This window comes from Novosphingobium sp. fls2-241-R2A-195, assembly GCF_030209485.1.
Taxonomy (GTDB): Bacteria; Pseudomonadota; Alphaproteobacteria; order Sphingomonadales; family Sphingomonadaceae; genus Novosphingobium; species Novosphingobium resinovorum.
This window is the reverse complement of the sequence record NZ_JARVRY010000035.1, coordinates 102371-120926: the sequence shown is the minus strand read 5'-3', so window position 1 is coordinate 120926 and position 18556 is coordinate 102371. Positions and strand designations below refer to the sequence as shown.

The 18556-nt window shown below is 65.3% G+C and carries 12 protein-coding genes and 1 tRNA gene; 7 read left to right on the top strand and 6 right to left on the bottom strand.

Annotation, left to right across the window (positions count from 1 at the left end; genetic code table 11):
• Positions 1-92: 92 nt before the first annotated feature.
• Genes mfd through QRN25_RS24185 form a run of 3 tightly spaced genes read left to right on the top strand, consistent with a single transcriptional unit; the run spans position 93 to position 4198 of the window.
• On the top strand, positions 93-3587 hold the full coding sequence (mfd, locus tag QRN25_RS24195; RefSeq protein WP_285021934.1) for a transcription-repair coupling factor: 3495 nt from the start codon (positions 93-95) through the stop codon (positions 3585-3587).
• A 40-nt stretch (positions 3588-3627) separates the two neighbouring features.
• Positions 3628-3810: a type II toxin-antitoxin system HicA family toxin gene (locus QRN25_RS24190; RefSeq protein WP_285021933.1), complete on the top strand. Its 183-nt coding sequence runs from the start codon at positions 3628-3630 to the stop codon at positions 3808-3810.
• Between the two features lie 13 nt (positions 3811-3823).
• Positions 3824-4198, top strand: a complete 375-nt coding sequence (locus QRN25_RS24185; RefSeq protein ID WP_271181039.1) for a type II toxin-antitoxin system HicB family antitoxin — start codon at positions 3824-3826, stop codon at positions 4196-4198.
• Between the two features lie 361 nt (positions 4199-4559).
• Here QRN25_RS24185 and QRN25_RS24180 read toward each other — a convergent pair whose 3' ends face one another.
• A complete protein-coding gene (locus QRN25_RS24180; protein WP_285021932.1) occupies positions 4560-5900 on the bottom strand; it encodes a GGDEF domain-containing phosphodiesterase in 1341 nt (446 codons plus the stop codon).
• A gap of 107 nt (positions 5901-6007) precedes the next feature.
• On the opposite strand from QRN25_RS24180, the gene QRN25_RS24175 reads away from it, so the two are divergent.
• Positions 6008-6793 (top strand): NAD kinase, encoded by a 786-nt coding sequence (locus QRN25_RS24175; RefSeq protein ID WP_271181041.1) that lies wholly within the window; start codon positions 6008-6010, stop codon positions 6791-6793.
• A gap of 110 nt (positions 6794-6903) precedes the next feature.
• Positions 6904-6978: transfer RNA gene (locus QRN25_RS24170), tRNA-Asn, on the top strand.
• An 85-nt stretch (positions 6979-7063) separates the two neighbouring features.
• Here QRN25_RS24170 and QRN25_RS24165 read toward each other — a convergent pair.
• Positions 7064-8074: a 2-hydroxyacid dehydrogenase gene (locus tag QRN25_RS24165; RefSeq protein ID WP_285021931.1), complete on the bottom strand. Its 1011-nt coding sequence runs from the start codon at positions 8072-8074 to the stop codon at positions 7064-7066.
• Positions 8075-8175: 101 nt separating this feature from the next.
• Between QRN25_RS24165 and QRN25_RS24160 the strand changes: the two genes are divergently transcribed.
• Both QRN25_RS24160 and QRN25_RS24155 read left to right on the top strand, forming a co-directional pair.
• Positions 8176-9495, top strand: a complete 1320-nt coding sequence (locus QRN25_RS24160) for a M20/M25/M40 family metallo-hydrolase (protein ID WP_285021929.1) — start codon at positions 8176-8178, stop codon at positions 9493-9495.
• 90 nt (positions 9496-9585) lie between these two features.
• Positions 9586-10704: a GGDEF domain-containing protein gene (locus tag QRN25_RS24155; RefSeq protein ID WP_285021927.1), complete on the top strand. Its 1119-nt coding sequence runs from the start codon at positions 9586-9588 to the stop codon at positions 10702-10704.
• Positions 10705-10708: 4 nt separating this feature from the next.
• Here the strand turns inward: QRN25_RS24155 and QRN25_RS24150 are convergent, their stop codons facing one another.
• From QRN25_RS24150 to secA, 4 genes are all read right to left on the bottom strand, one after another.
• Entirely contained in the window at positions 10709-12052 is a 1344-nt protein-coding gene (locus tag QRN25_RS24150) for a PepSY-associated TM helix domain-containing protein (RefSeq protein ID WP_285021924.1), read from the bottom strand.
• On the bottom strand, positions 12049-12630 hold the full coding sequence (locus tag QRN25_RS24145; RefSeq protein WP_285021922.1) for a hypothetical protein: 582 nt from the start codon (positions 12628-12630) through the stop codon (positions 12049-12051). Before QRN25_RS24145 ends, QRN25_RS24150 begins: the two co-directional genes overlap by 4 nt.
• 183 nt (positions 12631-12813) lie before the next feature.
• On the bottom strand, positions 12814-15546 hold the full coding sequence (locus QRN25_RS24140) for an autotransporter family protein (RefSeq protein ID WP_285021921.1): 2733 nt from the start codon (positions 15544-15546) through the stop codon (positions 12814-12816).
• Between the two features lie 235 nt (positions 15547-15781).
• Positions 15782-18532 carry a preprotein translocase subunit SecA gene (secA, locus tag QRN25_RS24135; protein WP_285021920.1) on the bottom strand — a complete coding sequence of 917 codons (2751 nt, stop codon included), beginning with the start codon at positions 18530-18532 and terminating at the stop codon, positions 15782-15784.
• Between the last annotated feature and the right edge of the window lie 24 nt (positions 18533-18556).

Below are 18556 nucleotides of genomic sequence, written 5' to 3'. Positions count from 1 at the left end.
GAGAGTGGGAGCGATCCGCAGACATGACACCTTGCGCGGGAAGATGATTGTATTTCCCCTTCGCCCCGCATATCCCGCCAATCACCCCTGTCATGACTGATTTCTCCCGCATCATCACGGCCTCGGCGCCGTTGACCCTCGCTTCGGTCACTCGCGGTTCGCAGCCGCTGGTCATGGCCGACCTTGCCCGCGCCATTGCTCCGAAAGGCCGCGCCGTCTTCGTCGCGGACAACGACCAGGCGATGAGCGCCGTCGCCAGCGCAGCGCAGTTCTTCGCGCCCGAACTGGAGGTCATCGAGTTCCCCGCGTGGGACTGCCTGCCCTACGACCGCGCCAGCCCCGCGCTGTCGGTCAGCGCCCGCCGCCTCGCCGCGCTCCATGCGTTGCAGTTGAAGCGACAGGGGCCGCAGCTTCTCGTCACCACCACCAATGCCCTGCTCCAGCGCGTGCTCACCCCGTTCCGAATCCGCGAATCGGTGCGCCTGCTCAAGCCCGGCATGGAGATCGGCCACGAAAGCCTGATCGGCCTGCTGCGCCGCCAGGGTTACCAGCGCACCGACACCGCGATCGACGCGGGCGAGTTCGCGGTGCGCGGCTCGATCTTCGACATCGTGCCCTCGGGCCTAAATGCCGGAGAAGGATCGGGGGGCGGCCTGCGCCTCGACTTCTTCGGGGACGAGCTGGAAACGCTGCGCCTGTTCGACACCGGCACCCAGCGCTCCAGCGGCACCGTGCCCGACCACCTACTGCTGCCCGCCAGCGAAGCTCTGATGGACGAGGATACCGTCAAGCGCTTCCGCACCCGCTACCGCGAGATGTTCGGCACCAACGCCACGGCCGATCCGCTCTATCAGGCGGTCAGCGACGGCCGCCGCCTTGCGGGCATGGAGCACTGGCTGCCGCTGTTCGAGGACCGGCTGGTCACCCTGTTCGACCACCTCGGCCCCGATGACCTGATCGTGATGGACACCGCCGCGATCGGCGCCGTGGACGAGCGCGTCACCGACATCGCGGACTATCACAAGGCCCGTCTCGAAACCTCGGGCCAGAAGGCCGGCTCCTACCGCCCGCTGGCGACCGATTCGCTCTATCTCGGCAAGGACGAACTGGACGAACTGATCGCCGCCCACCCCGTCCACCGCGCCGATCCCTTCGCCCAGCCGGAAAGCGGCAAGGTGATCGACTTCGGCTTCGGCAACGCACGCGATTTCGCCCCCGAACGTGCGCGCGGCGACAATGCATACGAGGCCGCCGCCAAGCACCTCCACGCCATCGCCAAGTCGGGCCGCAAGGCGATCCTGGCCGCCTACTCGCCCGGCAGCCGCGCCCGCCTCGTCTCGATCCTCGGCGAAGCGAAAGGCCCCGAGCCGCGCGTCGCCGAGACCTGGCAGGAAGCGCTGGGCCTTGCCGTGCAGGGCCGCTCCGCCGCGCTGGTGCTGCCGCTGGAGACCGGCTTCTCCAACGATTCCGTCGAAGTCATCACCGAGCAGGACATTCTGGGCGACCGCCTTGTCCGCCGGAAGAAAAAGAAGAAGGATTCCGACGCCTTCCTCGCCGAACTGGCGGCGCTGACGCCGGGCGATCTGGTGGTCCACATGGACCACGGCATCGGCAAGTACGAAGGGCTGCAGTCGATCCCGGTCGGCAAGTCCCCGCACGACTGCGTGATGCTGACGTACTCCGGCGGCGACAAGCTCTACATCCCGGTCGAGAACCTCGACGTCCTCTCCCGCTACGGCAGCGAGGCGGAAGGTGTCGCGCTCGACAAGCTGGGCGGCGAGGCATGGCAGAAGCGCCGCGCCCGCCTGAAGGAGCGCATCCGCGAGATTGCGGGCGAACTGATGAAGACCGCCGCCGAACGCGCCCTGCGCGTCGCCCCGGCCCTCGTCGCCGAGGAATCGAGCTTCAACCAGTTCGTCGATCGCTTCCCCTGGCAGGAAACCGAGGATCAGGAAGCCGCCATCGCCGATACGCTGGACGACCTTTCCAGCGGCAAGCCGATGGACCGCCTGGTCTGCGGCGACGTCGGTTTCGGCAAGACCGAAGTGGCCCTGCGCGCGGCCTTCGTCGCGGCGATGGCGGGCCAGCAGGTCGCCGTCGTCGCGCCGACCACGCTGCTGGCGCGCCAGCACTTCTCCGGCTTCGCGGACCGGTTCGCCGGTTTCCCGCTCAACGTCGGTCGCCTCTCGCGCCTCGTGCCCGAGAAGGAAGCCAAGGCCACGCGCGACGGGCTGGCGGACGGCACGATGGACGTGGTCTGCGGCACCCACGCGATCCTCTCCAAGACGGTCAGCTTCAAGCGCCTCGGCCTTGTCATCGTCGATGAGGAACAGCGCTTCGGCGTGAACCACAAGGAGAAGCTGAAGCAGTTGCGCGCCGACGTGCACGTGCTGACGCTGACCGCCACGCCGATCCCGCGCACCCTGCAGATGGCGATGAGCGGCCTGCGCGAACTCTCCACCATCCAGACCCCGCCGGTCGATCGCCTTGCGGTGCGGACCTATGTGATGGAATGGGACGAGATGGTGATGCGCGAGGCCCTGCTGCGCGAACACCACCGCGGCGGCCAGAGCTTCATCGTCGTGCCCCGCATCTCCGACATGCCCGAGATCGAGGACTGGCTGCACAAGAACGTGCCCGAGGTGAAGTACATTTCCGCCCACGGCCAGATGAGCGCGGGCGACGTGGAAGAACGCATGAGCGCCTTCTACGAGGGCAAGTACGAGGTGCTGCTCTCCACCACGATCGTCGAATCCGGCATCGACATTCCGCGCGCCAACACGATCATCATCCACCGCGCCGACCGCTTCGGCCTCGCCCAGCTCTACCAGCTGCGCGGCCGCGTGGGCCGATCGAAGCTACGCGCCTACGCCTACCTGACGACGCCGCCCGACCGCGCGTTGTCCGAAGTGGCCGAAAAGCGCCTCAAGGTGCTGGGCGATCTCGATTCGCTCGGCGCGGGCTTCCAGCTCGCCAGCCACGACCTCGACATTCGCGGCGCGGGCAATCTCCTTGGTGACGAGCAGTCCGGCCACATTCGCGAAGTCGGTTTCGAACTCTACCAGTCGATGCTGGAGGACGCGATCCTTGCCGCCCGCGCGGGCGGTGTCGGGCTGGAGAAGGACACTTCGGGCCTGTCCCCGCAGATCACCGTCGAGGCGCCGATCATGATCCCGGAAGAGTACGTACCGGATCTGGCCGTCCGCATGGCGCTCTACCGCCGCCTGAACGACGCGGATTCGCGCGCGGAGATCGAATCTCTCTCCGCCGAGATGATCGACCGCTTCGGCCCCCTGCCCCAGCCGACCGCAAACCTCGTGCAGCTTATCCAGATCAAGCGGCAGGCGATCGAGGCGCATATCGCCAAGATTGACGTGGGCCCGCGTGGCACGCTGGTCAGCTTCCACAACGATAGCTTCCCGAACCCGGCGGGCCTCATCGCCTACGCCGAGCGGCTGAACGGCGCGGTGAAGCTGCGGCCGGATAACAAGCTGGTGCTGCAGCGCGCATGGGGCGATCCAAAAAGCAGGCTCAACGGTTTGCTGCAGCTGACCAAGGGGCTGAGTGCAGTGGCGCGCAAGGGGTGACCCCTTGTCCTGACCGCAATCAGTGTGTATTTATTTACACATGCATCGTGACAGCAAAGCCATCATCAAACGGCTTGAGGCCGAAGGATGGCAGCATGTCTCGACCCAAGGCTCACATGCCAAGTACCGCAAGGACGACCGCACACTGATCGTACCGCATCCGAAGAAGGATTTGCCGATCGGCACCGCGCGTTCGATCGCGAAAATGGCGGGTTGGCTATGACAGGACGATTGCCGTGAAATACTTCTACGCCATCATGCACAAGGACGAGGACAGTGCCTACGGCCTGACCTTCCCCGACCTGCCCGGCTGTTTCGCCGCCGCCGATCGCGCCGAGGACATTCTGCCGAAAGCCTGCGAAGCCCTCGAACTGTGGTTCGAGGACCAGCCCTGGCGCGAACCTACACCGCTCGACGGGATCGAAAGCGAAGATGGAGGCACGCTGATCGCGGTCCCCTGGATCGTCAACGATCATCGCGTGGCGCGGGTAAACCTGTCGATCGAACGCGGTATACTCGACGCGATCGACAAAGCCGCGGCCGAACGCAGCCTGACGCGCAGCGCTTTCATCGCGCAGGCCGCGCGTAACGAGATACAGGGCGCGCATTGAGGTGCATGCAGGGGTTTAGCACCCCTGCTTCCCGTGAAATGTCAGAGGTTGCGCGCGAAGGAGCGTCGTGCTCTCACTGTGATGTTTAGAACAGATAGGCAGCGGCGCTTTTGAGGCCCTGTCACCCTGAACTTGTTTCAGGGTCCATTAGGCAGACTTAGCCGGAAGGTAGTGCCGCAGAGCTGCCCCCTCGGTTTGCTTGCGCTACGGCAGAGTTACACGGCGCGATGGACCCTGAAACAAGTTCAGGGTGACGAGGGAAACAGCGAAAAAAAGCGCCGCAGGCCATAAATCCCCCCCGCAATGCGCACCCCACTCCGCTGCACGCGCCACGCCGACAGATCATGGGGGTGCAGGGGGGCTATGCTCCCCTGCTCTTGTCTTTCTTCCCTTCAGCCCGGGCCAGCTTGGCAAACATCGCCGCACTCATGGGCTGCGCGCGCAGGAACCCCTGGAAATACGCGCAACCCTCGCGCGCGGCGACCTCACGCTGGCCTTCTTCCTCGATCCCTTCGGCGATCACTTCGAGGTCCAGCGCCTTCGCCATCGCCACGATCGCCCGCAGCACGGCCACGTCGCGGCGGTCGGTGGTCACGCCGTCGATCATCGAGCGGTCGAGCTTCAGGTAATGGATCGGCAGCACCTTCAGATAGCGGAAGTTGCAGAATCCAGCCCCGAAGTCATCGAGCGCGATGCGGATGCCTTGCGCCGAGAATTCCGCCATTGTCTGCGCGACCATCTCGATATCGGCGATCAGCGCCTGCTCGGTGATCTCCAGCGTCAGCTGCCGCAGCGGGAAGCCGGTCTCGCGGATCAGCTCGAACATCTGCCGGGTGTAGCTGGCGAAGGCGAGGTCGGCGGGCGTTACGTTGATCGAGAGCCGCAGCTGGCCCGGCCATGCCCGCGCGGCGAACATCGCCTTGCGGGCGATATGGCGGGAAAGCGGCCCGATGTGGTCGGCGCGCTCGGCGATGGCGAACAGCGCACCGGCGCCGATACGGCCGAGTTCCGGGTGGTTCCAGCGGGCGAGCGCCTCGGCGCCGGTCAGCCGGTCGTCGGCAAGGTTGAACTGGGGCTGGAACAGCACCTCGATCTCGTCGCGGTCGATGGCGACGAGGAGGTCGGCCTCCAGTTGCTGCGCCGAGCGGCCGGGTGGGGTCACCTCGCCATCGGCCCAGGCGAGGCGGGTTCCGGCCTGCTCGTAGGCCTCGCCCAGCGCGTGACCGAGACGGTCGAGCATCGATTCGACGCTCTCGCCGGTCAGCGCGCGGATCAGCGCGACACGGGGGGAAAGGCGCAGCATGCCGGTGCTGACCGGGATCGGCCGCGCGATCATGTCGGCCAGCTGGTCCGCCACAAGCTGCCAGCGCTCGCGGCTGCAGGCCTCGTTAGCGACGAGAAGGAAGCTGCCGCCCCCTGCCCGCGCCAGCAACCAGGGGCCGTCGAGTTCCTGTTCCGCGAAGTGGCCGATGCGCGCGGCGACTTCCTCCAGCGCACCGTCGCCCGCCGCCTCGCCATAAGCCATGTTGATCGCATCGAGGCGGCGCAGGCTCAGCAGCATGGCGTGGACATGCGCCAGGTGCGGCATCAGCGCCGGGTCTTCGCGCCACGCGGCGATGCGATCGTGGACTGCGTCGAGCCCGGGAATGCCGGACAGACGATCCTCGATCCGCTTCGCAGGATTGCGGACCCGATCTTTCATGCCTGCATCGTTCAGTTTAACGCCCATCACGCCGCCATAACCCAAACCCCTTGCAAAACCCTTCAAAATTCGCGAGCCCCGGTCCCGGAATGGGACCTTCGGAAAACATGATGGGGAAAGACGTGAAGCTGGCGCTCATCGTCTCCGACAGCGCCAAGGCCCAGGCCGGGGCCATGCTCCTGCGCGATTCGCATCCATGGGTGTCCTCGCAGGAGGCCGACGTGCTGGTCGTGCTGGGCGGAGACGGCTTCCTGCTGCACGTGCTGCACGAATTGCTGGACCATGATTCGATCAAGCCGGTCTACGGCATGAACCTGGGCACGCTGGGATTCCTGATGAACGGCCCGCTCGAGGATGGCGAGACCATTGCCCGGCGCGTGGCCGAAGCGCATCCGGTCCCCGTGCGCCCGCTGTGCATGAACGCGGTGACGCAGAGCGGCGAACGCTTCAGCTACTATGCCTTCAACGAAGTCTCCCTGCTGCGCGAGACGCGCCAGACCGCGAAGATCGAAGTCCGCATCAACGGCCGGGTACGCATGGAGGAACTGGCGGGCGACGGCATCCTGCTGGCAACGCCGGTGGGCTCCACCGCATACAACCTCTCGGCCCATGGCCCGATTCTGCCGCTGGGTTCGCGCATGGTGGCGATGACGCCGCTCAACCCGTTCCGCCCCCGCCGCTGGAAGGGCGCGATCCTGCCGGAAAGCGCGAGCGTGGAGCTGCGTATTCTCGAGCCCGGCAAGCGCCCCGTCGCCGCCGTCGCCGACCACAAGGAAGTGCGCGATGTCGCCATCGTGCGGATCAGCGCGACGGCGGAAAAGGAGCTGACCCTGTTGTTCGATCCCGGCTTCACGCTGGAGGAGCGGATCTTCGCCGAGCAGTTCCAGGTCTGAAGGAAGAAATTTCGAAAATAGATCAGATTTTCTGCATCACGGGGTTGCCAAGGCCGATGAAGCTGTTATTGGCGCACCCCTGCCCGGCGGTGGTAACACTGACAGGCTGCTCCCCGATAGCTCAGCGGTAGAGCATTCGACTGTTAATCGAATGGCCGTAGGTTCGAATCCTACTCGGGGAGCCAACTTCTTCCGCTCCAGATCATGATCCCAGGATGATGACCGCTCGCCCCCAAACGGGCGCGCGACAGCGGATAATACTTCCAAAGATCAGCTTCTTACCGTCTCCGATCGAATCCGGTTCGGCAGCGCGCGGCCGGCTGCGAAGTCGCTTACGCTCTGCAGTGTGGTCCGCGCGATCGCGTCCAGTGCTTCCTCGGTGAGGAATGCCTGGTGACCGGTCATCAGCACGTTGGGGAACGTCAGAAGCCGCTGTAGCAGGTCGTCGTCGATGATCTCGCTGGACAGGTCGTCGAAGAAGACCCCCGCCTCCTGCTCATAGACATCGAGGGCGACGCCGCCGACGCGGCGCTGCTTGAGCGCCTCGATCAGCGCGGCGGTGTCGATCAGGGCGCCGCGACTGGTGTTGACCACGACAAGACCCGGCCGCGCCGCTGCAAGCACGGCGGCATCGATCAGGTGATACGTATCCGGCGTCAGGGGACAGTGCAGCGTGACGATCTCCGATTCGCGCAGCAAAGCCTCGCGCTCGACGTAGCGCACGCCGATTTCGACCAGCCCCTCATCGACCACTGGATCGCTCGCCAGCACGTCGCAGCCGAACCCGGCGCGCAGCGTGCGGGCGACGAGAGCGCCGATCTGGCCGGTGCCGACGACGCCCGCCACCCGGCCATGGAGATTGCGGCCGACAAGCCCGTCCAGCGCGAAGTTGTTCTCCCGCACCCGCGACCACGCGCGATGGATCTTGCGGTCGAGCGAGAGCAGCAGCCCGATGGTGAATTCCGCTACGGCATGGGGCGAATAGGCGGGCACCCGCACCACCGCGATCCCGAGCCGGTCGGCAGCGGCAAGATCGACGTTGTTGTACCCCGCGCACCGCAGCGCCAGCAGCCGCACGCCTGCACTCGCGAGCGCTTCGAGCACGGCCCGGTCGGCCTTGTCGTTGACGAAGACGCAGACCGCCTCGTGCCCTTCGGCGAGCCGGGCGGTCGAGAGCGTCAAGGGGGCGTCGAGGAACTGCAGGTCGAAACCGTGATCCGCATTGGCGGCTGACAGAAACGTGCGGTCGTAGCTACGGGTGCCATAGACGGCGATGCGCATCGTTCGACCTCGTTCGAATGGACCGGCGCGACGATGCCCGCCCCGGCAGGTCCTGTCCACCGCGGCCTTGCGCCGGACCGCATCGGGGCTATCGTAAGGCCATGTCTCACATCCGCATCGCCGCCCTCTCCGCCCTGCTTCCCCTGATCTTCGGCGCGGCGCCGGCCCTCGCGGCGCTATCGCCTGCCGAACGCCAGATCGTGACCACCGCCGATGCGGGCACGGAAAGCGACCTTGCCCTGCTCGAAAAGCTGGTCGCGCAGAACAGCGGCACCCGCAACCTGGAAGGGGTGCGCAAGGTCAACGCCATGGTCGCGCCCGAATTCGCGGCGCTGGGCTTCGAGACGCGCTGGGTGCCGATGGATGCGGTGGGCCGCGCCGGGCACCTTATCGCCACGCACAAGGGCAAGCGCGGGACGACCCGGATGCTGCTGATCGGCCATCTCGATACCGTGTTCGAGCCAGGCTCCCCTTTCCAGACCGCCCGGCGCGAGGGCACCATGCTGCACGGCCCCGGCGCGGCGGACGACAAGGGCGGCGTCGTGGTGATGCTCGCCGCACTCAAGGCGATGAAGGCGGCGGGCACGCTGGCGGGCGCCAACATCGAGGTCGTCCTCACCGGCGACGAGGAGGCAGCGGGCGAGCCCGTCAGCCTGGCCCGCGCCGACCTGATCGCTGCGGGCAAGCGGGCCGACGTCGCGCTCGATTTCGAGGGGCTGGTGATCGTCGACGGACAGGACTACGGCTCGGTCGCGCGGCGCTCGGCGGGGGATTACACGATCACCGCCAGCGGGATCACCGCGCATTCGAGCGGCATCTTCTCGCCGGAGGTAGGCGACGGCGCCGTCTTCGAACTCGCACGCATCATCACCGCCTTCCGCGAGGAATTACCCGAGCCCAACCTGACCTTCAACATCGGCCTCGTCGGCGGCGGCGCCACGGCAGCGCTCAGCGGGGACGAGGCGCAAGTCACCGCCACCGGCAAGACCAACATCATCCCGCCCGTCGCGATCGCCAAGGGCGACTACCGCGCTCTGACGCCCGAGCAGGTCGAGCGGGTCAAGGCCAGGATGCAGGCCATCGTCGCCCGTCACCTGCCGCGTACCGACGCGGCCATCCGTTTCAAGGACAGCTATCCGCCGATGGCACCGACACCCGGCAACCAGGCGCTGCTCGACCGGCTCAACACGATCAACGCCGACCTCGGTTTGAAGGCCATGCCCGCGCTCGACCCGCTGAAGCGCGGTGCGGGCGACATCAGCTTCGTCGCACAGTACGTCGATGGACTGGCAGGGCTCGGCCCGTCGAGCAGCGGCGATCATACACCCGAGGAGCGCGTCGACCTTTCCAGCTTCCCACGCCAGATCAAGCGCGCCGCCCTGCTCATGACGCGCCTGAGCCGTGAGCCTGCCGGGCGCTGACAGCCTTTTCCGTCATGATGCATGTCCTGATTCGCGCCATCGTAAATTAACCATTTGCTGCCAGACGGCCCCGGCCATAAGGGGCCGCAAATGAGCTTTCCGGACGTCGATACGCTGCGCCTGTGCAGCATCCTCGCCTCGATGGCGTTCGGCATCGTCTTCACGGTGCTGTTCCTGCGCGCCCGCAGCGAGCGGCACTTCCTGTGCTGGGGCATGTCCTCGCTGCTCTACAGCGGCGCGATCCTCGCCTTTTCGTTCGCGCCGCTACGCACCCCTGTCATCGTCACCCTGCTCTATGCAGTGCTGGGAATGACCAACGTGCTGCCGGTGGCCGGGGCTCGCTTGCTGGAAGGACACAGCGCCTTCGTACGCTGGATGATCATTCCCATCGCCAGCGCGGCCATGGGCCATGGCCTGCCGCTTGTGTTGGGCGCCGCGGGGCTCGTTCAGCCCTACGGCATCTGGCAGACGATGGGCGATGCGCTGGGCCTGTCGATCTCGATGGGGCTTTCCGGGTACATCCTGGCCTTCACCGGCAACGCGGCGCAATCGTCCGGGCGGCGCATGGCGGGGCTGTCGATGCTGGCCTACCTGCCGGGCTACATGCTGTCGATCGTCGCGACGGTCTGGGCGATGCCCGGAGACGAGTGGGTCGCGCTGCTGGCCATGCTGTCCGACCAGATCCTGCTCGGCGTACTCAACCTCGGCCTGCTGGCGATCCCAGTGGAACTGGTGCAGAGCCGCCTGCGCGACGCTGCCCTGCGCGACGTGCTGACGGGCGCATGGAACCGCGCCGGGCTGGAGCATGTCTCGCCGCAATTCCTGGTCGCGGGCGCAGGGATCGTCGCGCTCGACGTGGATCATTTCAAGTCGATCAACGACCGCTTCGGCCATGCCGCCGGAGACGAAGTACTTGCGACGATCGGACGGGAAGCCCGGCAACTGGCCGAGAAATCGGCGGGCCAGGTGGTCCGCCATGGCGGAGACGAGTTTCTCGTCCTCCTGCCGCCCGCACAGGATGCCGAAGTCTTTGCGCAGGCGTTGAAAGCCTTCCTTGCCGATCACGGCGCCGGATCGGGATGGGGCGTGAGCATCGGCATGGCGCAAGTCGCGGCCGAGGACACCACTCTGGACGATGCGGTGAAAAGGGCCGACGCGGCGCTCTATCAGGCCAAGGCAGCCCGGCGCCCTCTCCTGCCTGTCCTCTGAAATCTCAGGCCAGCGCCAATCCTCCGGCGCCGACACAGGATACGACCAGCGCGAATTGCAGAACGCGGCGAAAGCGCGAAGGTGCGATCGGCGCAAAGGCGATGGTGAGGACCAGCAAGGTTCCGATCCAGAAAACAGCCGCGAAGGGCGCTCCGTTACCTATGACAAAACGCGCCACCAGCGTCAGCGCGAGCGCCATGGGACTTCCCCAGACGACCGCGTCCCAGGCCTTGAGCAGCCGCGGTTCATCGTGCCCGCGCCGCCGTCGTTTGCCGAGCCAGATATACGTACCTGTCGCGCAGATCGCAGTCAGTGCCATGCCGAACAGGACATAGGCCAGCTTCACCGGCAATCCGCCGAAACTACCGAAGTGGAGTTGGTAATTGGATGCCGCCGCCTGCTGCCCCAGTTCACCGTCTGCCAGCCCGGCAACGCCAAGGAAGCGCCCTTCCGCATCGAACCTATAGGTCTCGCCGAAAATCAGGCGCCTTGCGTGTAAGGCGGAAACCTGGATTTCCTGTCCGCGCGTCAGCGGATCGTGGAGCGTCACGTAAGTGATCGTCACCTTCGGGTAGCGGCGCGCCATGTATTCAAGCGCTGCCGCCACGTTCGGCGCCGGAGCATGCCGCTTGTCGGGCTTGCCCTCTTCTCCGAACAGGGGCTGGTAGACCGCCTCGATATCGCCGCCATAGTCCAGCAACGCGATGGCATAGGCCGTGATCGAGCCGAGCCCGATCACCGCGCCGGTCAGTGCCACCGCCACGGTGAAAGGCAGCGACCACACGCTCATCCGGTTGTGCCAGTCCGCAAGCCCGGGTCCGGTCTGGTTGCGCGCCCGCAGCAGGAAGGCATCCCGGAAGATGCGCGGATGGGCGATGACGCCGGTGAGTGAAAGGGCCAGCATCATCACCCCAAGAACGCCGACCACGGAAATGCCCACCAGCGCGGGCAGGTTCAGCGTGTAATGAAGCTCCACCAGGAAATCGGACCAGCCGATCTCCTCGGCATTGGCCAGGCGCCCGTCGGACTCGACATGAGTGGCGCGGGTATCAGTGGTGACCGTTGTGCGCGGCAATTCTTCCACGGGCATGTGCACGTAGAGGTGCGTGGTGGTCGAGCCGCCGCGCTCGGCGTTCAGCGCCGCCTCTACCGCGCGCTGGACCGCGCCGGGCGCAATGGCGGTCATCTCAGGCGCTTTGTCCTGCTCGACGCGCTGGAGTTCGGCGTAGAAGACCGCGATCGTCCCTGTCAGGCTGACGATGTAGAGCAAGGCGCCGGCGACAAGCCCCATCGCAGCGTGCGCCGATAGCGCGCGTTTGACGATCGAAGCATCGGGAGCGGTCGTCATGAGAGCAATCCTGCCGCCAGCGTCGGCCATGTCGGCAGGCTGGCGATGGCCAGCACCTTGACCTGTCCGCGTCGTACGGGCTGCATCAGAACGGCGTAGGCGATGAGCATCCATAGGATCGGCATCGCGAAAAAGGCCAGCGCCAATGCATTGGCCTCGCTCCAGCCCAGCATCCGCCCCAGCGCAGCAAGAGCCAGCCCCCCGCCTGCTGAAGGCAGTACCGGGACTATGCCGACCAATGTGAACGTCAGCAGGCGTCCGCCAAGGCGAAGCGGCTCACCGCTTTCCGGCAGCATCCCGGCACGGCGGTTGGAAGCGTCAGCCCTGCCGGGTTCAGACCTCAGGCCGGCCCAGGCCAACAACACGAAAGCGGCGCCCATCGTCCAGAGCACTGCGACGGATGTGCCCCAGGCGCCATCGGCCAGCCAGCCGACTACGATCGCTATAAGCAAGAGCGCCCAGCCGGCCGCATTCAACGGCATCGATCGCCGGGCCTGCGCCCATGCGAGCCGCAAGGTTACAACCCCGGCTACGCCCGCCGCGGAGGCGAAGGCAAGCAGCACATCGTGACCTGTCATGGCCGGCCGCTCTGGCGTAAGAATCGAAACGCGCGCATCTGGCCCTCTAATTGCTCACCGAGCAACTAATGCGAGCAATTTTCAATATCAAGCAAGCGCCGCGATCCGCTGCGGCAAAGGCCATTACAACGAGCATACGCCGAAGAAGGGCGCGACTTTCGCCCCGCCCTTCTCCTCCGCCAATCAGAACTTGATCGAGACGCCCGCTGCCATGCGATCGGTATGGTAATCGCCTTGGCGCGCGATCGCGTATTCGATGCGCATCTTGATGCCGTTCGTCAGCTTGATGCCCAATTGCCCGCCGGCCTCGAACGAGTCCTTGTTGGCATCGACGCTCGATACCAGCCAGTCTGCGGCGCCCAGTTCGGCGGTGCGCACAGCGGTCGCGTCCTTCAACTCGTGGCGCCAACTGCCGAACACGCCGACCTCGACCGGATTGCCGACCCCGATCGCCAGTTCCGCGCCGAGTTTGGTGCGCGCGCTCGTCCACTTCTCGCTCGGCATGGTGAGACCGACGACGGTTGAGCCGGATTCGGACACCGAGCCGGCCTTGCTGCGCGCGATCTCGATCCCCGCCACAGGCCGGATCACCGAGCGATCACCGAACTTCACATCCAACTTGGCCTCCAGGGCCGCCGTCAACGTCTTGATCTTGTAGCTGTCAGTCGCCTGCAGGTTGCCAGTGGTCAGGCCGACATTGCGGACCGTATCCACGCTCGCCTCGTTGTAGCCTGCCACGAGGCCAAGCGAGAGAGCGCCGAAGCGATGCGCGCCATAGACGAAGGCAGACCAGGTCTCGATGTCCGCCGAACTGCCGACGTCGCTGAACATGTCGCCATCGGTATAGCTGCCGCCGACGCCGATCCGGGTGCCGTCGATATTGACGGCGTTCACGCCCGCGATCACGCCGTGGGACTTGCGGTCATAGCCATAGGCGATGCCGTCCTCGCCCACTTCGGTGGACTGGCCGATGTAGCGGCCCCAGGCGGTAGCGCCCTTTCGGGTCGATTCCACGCCGCACCCGTCTTCGGCACCCTGGGGCGGCGGGTCGGTGAACTGGCCGGGCGATTGCACGGCCGGAGGACAGCCCCAAGGCTCTTGCGCCGCGCTCAGCGCCGTCTGGCTGATGTCACGCGCCGAGTTCAGCGCCATCTGCATGGTGTCGGCGTGGATCTCGCCGCTGACCTGCGAGAAAGCGTAGCCCAGTTCCTCGCCATCGTAGCCATAGAGGCCATTGAACAGCGCGTAATAGGTACCGCTGCGCACTCCGGCAGCCGGACGAAGCGGATCGAGCCCCGCCGCCGCCCATACGGCGTTGCGCTTCCATCCATTGGCCGCCCCGAAAGTCGCGAAGCTGACGGGGGTTACGGCCGCAAGAACCTGCGTCGGGCGATAGATCACGTCGAAGCGGGTGTTGGCGGCGAGGCCCGAGGTCGGCTGCGTCACCGAATCGAAGGCTCCCGAACCGACCGCGCCACCATCGACGATGACGAACGTATCGCCCACCACCGGCGCGAAGGTGTTGTTGCCGCCGGTGATCCCGCGCAGTGTCGGCGCGAGAATACCGTTGGGCTGGAACGTCGCCCCGGTAGTCAGCGCAAGGCGATCGTAGGTGCCCGCACCGCCTGCCGCGTTGTAGGTGCGCCCGTCGATCTCGACTTCGAAAGTGGCATCGTCGGCCAGCGTCACCTCGCCTGCCGCGACCACGAGCGTTCCGGGGCTGGTGCCCGGGGCCAGGGTACCGCCCGAATTGACCGTGACATCCGCCACGATGGTGCCGCTGCCGCCCAGCCGCGCTCCGTTGTTGACGGTGACGCTCGCGGCTGAGAGTGCCGAGTTGACCAGCAGCGCTCCGCCATCGACGGTGAAACCTTCGTTGAGAGTGCTGATCGCGCTCGAAAGCGTCAGCGTGCCTGCGCCGGTCTTGGTCATGCCGCCGACGCCGGTGAGCCCGCCGGTCAGCCCGACGTCGAAGCCATTGCTGTCGATCGTGCCGCCCTGGCTCTGGACGGTGAATGCCGTGGCCACGTCACCGCCCGAGCCGAACTGCAGCGTGCCGCCGACGAAATTCGGATTGACGTCCCCGTCGTTCACCTCCTGCGTCGTGTAGAAAGCCTTTGCGAGATCGATGTCGGGAATATCGCCGCCGATCGGGATCAGCACGTCCGATCCTCGCGTGATGTCCGTAGTCGGGTCGAAGTCCACGTTCGCGTTGGCAGCCGGGACGGCATTGCCGAAGCCATCGACATAGACGTAGCCGACATGCGCGCCGTAAGGACAGTCAAGCGCCACGAACAACAGATCGTAGTCATGGCCCGAGACCATGTCGATGTCCTCGACCTTCCAGTCGCTGGTCACATAGTAACCGGCCTGACGGAAGATCGTTGTATTCTGTGCGGTATAGGCGCTGTAGGCGATGTTGTTGATGATCTTGCCGGTCGTCTTGTCCACCACCTTGATGATGAACGAAGGACTGTCCGTCGCCCCGTGCGACGGCTCCAGCACTGCGTTCCAGGCGTAGTAGAGCTTGTTGCCGGTATAGTTGGCGACCGACTGCGAAAGCGCGGTGACGCCGTAGTTGGGATTCATGTCGTTCAGCCGAACGGCGTGGTTGCCCGCGAAGACGGTCGGCGTACCAGTAGTGGGATCGAGTTCCCCGGCATTGGTGATGGTGTAGGAATTGGGCGCTCCGGACCAAGTGGAGTCCGCAGGCGGCCATTGCGCCGTGCTGGTCCAGCTGCCCCCGGTCAGCACCCAGCCGGAAGTGTCGCCGGTCTCGAAGCCCGGATTGACCACGGCCTGCCCCCAGACCGGCGCCGCCAGCGCCAGCGATGCGCTCAGTGCCATGGCGCTGACCGCCATACGGGCACGCTTCGGGTTTACGGCAAGCGTGTTGGGTGTCGCACTACCAAACATGATGTCCCCCTCATGAAGAGGCGAAAGATGCCTCTGGCACAGGGACTAACTCACCCAAAGACAGGCGAATAGTAATCAACCCTGTCAGGAAAATTACAAGGTTGGTCATATTATTAACAGAGCAATATCTACTTGTGATTACTTCTACACATTCAATGAAACAAACTCATAAAATACATATGAAAAAGGGCGCCGCCGGAAACCGGCAACGCCCTTTTCAAATACTGCGAATATTTCAGGCCAGCACGCCGTGACAATGCTTGTACTTGTTGCCGGAACCGCAAGGGCACGGCGCATTGCGGCTGATCTGGAGATCCGCCCACGGGTTGCCCTCAGGCCCGGCACCTGCCGGAGCACCCTGCACGACACCCTCGGGGCTGCCAGCGAGATTGCCGAACAACTGCGCCATCTGCGCCGAACCATCGCCGTCCGCCGAGTTGTCGAGGCCGGTGAACGGGTCGATGTGGCCGGTCAGGAAGTCGGGCAGTTCAGGCAGCTGCGTCTGCTCGGGCATGCGCAGTTCGCTGACCGAGATGATGCGCGTCACGTCTTCGCGGATGCCGTCGAGCATGCGCTCGAACAGGCCGAAGGCTTCCTGCTTATACTCGTTGATCGGCTGCTTCTGGGCATAGGCGCGCAGGAACACCACCTGGCGCAGCGCGTCGAGCGTGGCGAGGTGCTCCTTCCAGTAGTGGTCGAGCCGGTCGAGCAGGATCGACTTTTCCACCTGACGCCAGATCGAGGGGTCGTCCTGCGCCATCTTGGCGGCCATGTGGGCATCGGCCAGCTCGGTGATGCGCTGTTCGATGTCCTCGGGCTCGAGGCCGTCCTCCTCGATCCACGCCTCGATCGGGGCGTCGATGGCGAGGATGTCCTGCACCTTCTCCTTGAGGACCGCGATGTTCCAGTGCTCGGGGTAGGAACCTGCCGGGCAGGCATCGGCGACGAGCGAGTTGATGGTGTCATGGCGCATGTCCACCACGACATCGTCCACCGCCTCGGCATCCATGATGTCGGAGCGCTGCTCGTATATCACCTTGCGCTGGTCGTTCATCACGTCGTCGTATTCAACGACCTGCTTGCGCACTTCGTAGTTGCGCGCCTCGACCTTCTTCTGCGCGGTCTCGATCGCCTTCGACAGCCACTTGGAACCGATCGCCTCGCCGTCGGCCAGATTGCTGTTCATCATCTTGGAGAACAGCGTGTCGGGGCCGAAGATGCGCAGCAGGTCATCTTCGAGGCAGAGGTAGAACTTCGACAGGCCGGGATCGCCCTGACGGCCCGAACGGCCGCGCAGCTGGTTGTCGATGCGGCGGCTTTCGTGGCGCTCGGTGCCGATGACGCACAGGCCGCCAGCCGCGAGGACGAGGCGCTTCTGCTCGCCGACTTCGGCCTTGATCTTCGCGATCGCGGCGTCGCGCTCAGGCCCCTCGGGCATGTCGCGCAGTTCGTCCTCGACGCGGAACTCGACGTTGCCGCCGAGCTGGATATCGGTGCCGCGGCCGGCCATGTTAGTGGCGATGGTGACGGCGCCCAGCGAACCCGCCTGCGCGACGATGTGCGCTTCCATCTCGTGGAAACGCGCGTTCAGGACCGAGTGCTTGACGCCTTCCTTGTTGAGGAAGTCCGACAGCAGTTCCGACTTCTCGATCGACACGGTGCCGACGAGGACCGGCTGGCCGGTCTCGTACTTCTCGCGGATCAGCTTGGCGATGGCGGCGAACTTGTCGAGTGTGTTCTTGTAGAACTCGTCCTCCTCGTCCACGCGCTGCACCGGCACGTTGGTCGGGATGGTGACGACGTTCATCTTGTAGATGTCGTAGAATTCCGGCGCCTCGGTCGCGGCGGTGCCGGTCATGCCCGAGAGCTTGGGATACATACGGAAGTAGTTCTGGAAGGTGATCGAGGCGAGCGTCTGGTTCTCCGGCTCGATCTTGACGCCTTCCTTGGCCTCAACCGCCTGATGCAGACCGTTCGACCAGCGGCGGCCATCCATCATGCGGCCGGTGAACTCGTCAATGATGACGACCTTCTCGTCCTTGACGATGTAGTCGGTGTCGCGCTTGAACATCATCACGGCCTTGAGGGCCTGGTCGAGATGGTGGACGACCTGCGTGTTCTCGACATCGTAGAGGTTCGAGCCTTCGAGCAGTCCGGCGGCCTCGAGCATGCGCTCGGCCTTCTCGACGCCGTCCTCGGTCAGCGAGATGTTCTTGGTCTTCTCGTCCGCCTCGTAGTCCTCAGGCAGCAGCTGCTTCACGATCGCATCGACCTGGACGTAGAGTTCGCTCTTGTCGTCAGTCGGGCCGGAAATGATCAGCGGCGTGCGCGCCTCGTCGATCAGGATCGAGTCGACTTCGTCGACGATCGCAAAGTTGAAGGGGCGCTGCACCATCTGGCTGCGCTCGTGCTTCATGTTGTCGCGCAAATAGTCGAAGCCGAACTCGTTGTTGGTGCCGTACGTGATGTCGGCGCCGTAGGCCTCGCGGCGTTCCCACTCGTTGAGGTTCGGCACGATCACGCCGACGGTCAGCCCGAGGAACCCGTGCAGCTTCTCCATCTGCTCGGCGTCGCGGCGGGCGAGGTAGTCGTTGACGGTGACGACGTGGACGCCCTTGCCTTCCAGCGCGTTCAGGTAGGTCGGCGCGGTCGCCACCAGGGTCTTGCCCTCACCCGTGCGCATTTCCGCGATCTCGCCGCGGTGGAGCACCATGCCGCCGATCATCTGCACGTCGAAGTGGCGCATGCCGTAGACGCGCTTGGAGGCTTCGCGCACCGTGGCGTAGGCTTCGGGCAGGATATCGTCGAGCGTGGAGCCGCTGGCCAGCATCTCGCGGAACTTGGGGGTCTGGGCGGCGAGTTCCTCGTCGCTCATGGCCTCCATGGCGGGCTCGAAGGCGTTGATCTGGGCGACGATCTTGTCGAGCGACTTGACGTAACGCTCGTTGGACGAGCCGAAGATGGACTTGACGAGTGCGCCGAGCATGGCGGTGAACCCCTGTTTTTCGTG

What these genes read in the sequence shown, in the direction of transcription:
- mfd (WP_285021934.1), top strand. Translation starts at nt 93, where the DNA reads ATGACTGATTTCTCCCGCATCATCACGGCCTCGGCGCCGTTGACCCTC.
- QRN25_RS24190 (WP_285021933.1), top strand. Translation starts at nt 3,628, where the DNA reads ATGCATCGTGACAGCAAAGCCATCATCAAACGGCTTGAGGCCGAAGGA.
- QRN25_RS24180 (WP_285021932.1), bottom strand. Translation starts at nt 5,900, where the DNA reads ATGAAAGATCGGGTCCGCAATCCTGCGAAGCGGATCGAGGATCGTCTG.
- QRN25_RS24175 (WP_271181041.1), top strand. Translation starts at nt 6,008, where the DNA reads ATGATGGGGAAAGACGTGAAGCTGGCGCTCATCGTCTCCGACAGCGCC.
- QRN25_RS24165 (WP_285021931.1), bottom strand. Translation starts at nt 8,074, where the DNA reads ATGCGCATCGCCGTCTATGGCACCCGTAGCTACGACCGCACGTTTCTG.
- QRN25_RS24160 (WP_285021929.1), top strand. Translation starts at nt 8,176, where the DNA reads ATGTCTCACATCCGCATCGCCGCCCTCTCCGCCCTGCTTCCCCTGATC.
- QRN25_RS24155 (WP_285021927.1), top strand. Translation starts at nt 9,586, where the DNA reads ATGAGCTTTCCGGACGTCGATACGCTGCGCCTGTGCAGCATCCTCGCC.
- QRN25_RS24150 (WP_285021924.1), bottom strand. Translation starts at nt 12,052, where the DNA reads ATGACGACCGCTCCCGATGCTTCGATCGTCAAACGCGCGCTATCGGCG.
- QRN25_RS24145 (WP_285021922.1), bottom strand. Translation starts at nt 12,630, where the DNA reads ATGACAGGTCACGATGTGCTGCTTGCCTTCGCCTCCGCGGCGGGCGTA.
- QRN25_RS24140 (WP_285021921.1), bottom strand. Translation starts at nt 15,546, where the DNA reads ATGTTTGGTAGTGCGACACCCAACACGCTTGCCGTAAACCCGAAGCGT.
- secA (WP_285021920.1), bottom strand. Translation starts at nt 18,532, where the DNA reads ATGCTCGGCGCACTCGTCAAGTCCATCTTCGGCTCGTCCAACGAGCGT.